The 1,735-nt window shown below is 67.8% G+C and carries 2 protein-coding genes; both read left to right on the top strand.

All coding sequences use genetic code 11. The features are described from left to right. On the top strand, positions 1–543 hold a 543-nt coding region (locus NA4_RS38095; protein ID WP_169811224.1), incomplete at its 5' end, for an NlpC/P60 family protein. A 136-nt stretch (positions 544–679) separates the two neighbouring features. Then, on the top strand, positions 680–1,735 hold a 1,056-nt coding region (gene moxR1, locus NA4_RS38100), incomplete at its 3' end, for a chaperone MoxR1 (RefSeq protein ID WP_067481088.1).

Consider the following 1,735-nt stretch of genomic DNA (forward strand, 5'->3'; position numbering starts at 1 on the left):
CAGGCCGCCACGGACCGCGCCGCTCAGCTCGGCACCGGCAAGCGCCCGCACACCCAGCTGGATGACGCGCCGCCGCCGCGCCGGAGTGCGCCACGACCGGACTTGCCCTCGGTCGGTGGTTCGGCGGCGATCGAGATGGTGGTCGACCGGGCGATGTCGCAGCTGGGCGTCACCTATGCCTGGGGCGGCGGCGACGAAGACGGGCCCACTCTCGGCATCCGCGACGGTGGCGTCGCCGATACGCACGGCGACTACAACAAGGTCGGCTTCGACTGCTCGGGTCTGATGGTCTACGCGTTCGCAGGTATCGGGGTTTCGTTGCCGCACTACAGCGGATATCAGTACAACGCGGGGACCAGGGTGCCGGTCGGTGAGCGAGAGCGCGGCGACATGCTGTTCTGGGGTCCGAACGGCAGCAGGCACGTGGCGCTGTATCTCGGTGACGGCAAAATGGTCGAGGCGCCCGAGTCCGGCGACGTGGTGAAGGTGTCCCCGGTTCGCGAAAGCGGCATCATGCCCTACGCGGTGCGCATAATCTCCTGACATATCGGACATTCCGGGTATCGCGGCGAGCTCGGGGGCTCGTCGAATTCCCGTCATGTCGGGTCCCGTTGCGGCACAGGCCGTGATTACCTGGAATAGTTGTGGCAGCACGCACAGGACCAAGGCGAAAGCGGGGATGTTGGTGACTTCGACGGACGGTGTGAGTGGGGCGAACCTGGCAAAGGATGCGCCGGCCTCCGCGCCCAGCACCCTCGAGCGTGACGTCCAGACCCTGGAGAAGGCGATCTACGAGGTCAAGCGGGTGATCGTGGGCCAGGATCGCCTGGTCGAACGACTGCTGGTCGGTGTGCTCGCGCGCGGTCACGTGCTGCTCGAAGGCGTTCCCGGCATCGCGAAGACCCTGGCCGTGGAGACCTTCGCCAAGGTGGTCGGCGGTTCGTTCGCGCGTGTCCAGTTCACCCCCGACCTGGTGCCGACCGATCTCATCGGTACCCGTATCTACCGGCAGGGCCGGGAGCAATTCGACACCGAACTCGGCCCGGTCGTGGCGAACTTCGTGCTCGCCGACGAGATCAACCGCGCGCCGGCCAAGGTGCAGTCGGCGCTGCTCGAGGTGATGGCCGAGCGGCACGTGTCGATCGGCGGCAAGACCTATCCGATGCCGGATCCCTTCCTGGTCATGGCGACGCAGAACCCGATCGAGAGCGAGGGCGTGTACCCGCTGCCCGAGGCGCAGCGCGACCGCTTCCTGTTCAAGCTTCTCGTCGACTACCCCTCCGTGGAGGAGGAGCGCGAGATCATCTACCGGATGGGTGTGACCCCGCCGGAGGCGAACCGGATCCTGCAACCCGAGGACCTGATCCGCCTGCAGAAGGTCGCGGCCAACACCTTCGTCCACCATGCCCTGGTGGACTACGTGGTCCGGGTGATCACGGCGACCCGCACGCCGGCCGATTTCGGCATGCAGGACGTGGCCAGCTGGATCTCCTACGGCGCGTCGCCGCGCGCCAGCCTCGGGATCATCGCCGCGGCCCGCGCCGTCGCGCTGATCCGCGGCCGCGACTATGTGGTGCCGCAGGACGTCGTCGAGGTGATCCCCGACGTGCTGCGCCACCGTCTGGTGCTGTCCTACGACGCGCTCGCCGACGAGATCAGCCCGGAGGACGTGATCAAGCGCGTGCTGCAGACTGTCGGCCTGCCGCAGGTCGCGCCGCAGGCCGTCGCGCCAACC

Source organism: Nocardia amamiensis NBRC 102102, from assembly GCF_001612745.1.
In the GTDB taxonomy this organism is placed as follows: Bacteria; Actinomycetota; Actinomycetes; order Mycobacteriales; family Mycobacteriaceae; genus Nocardia; species Nocardia amamiensis.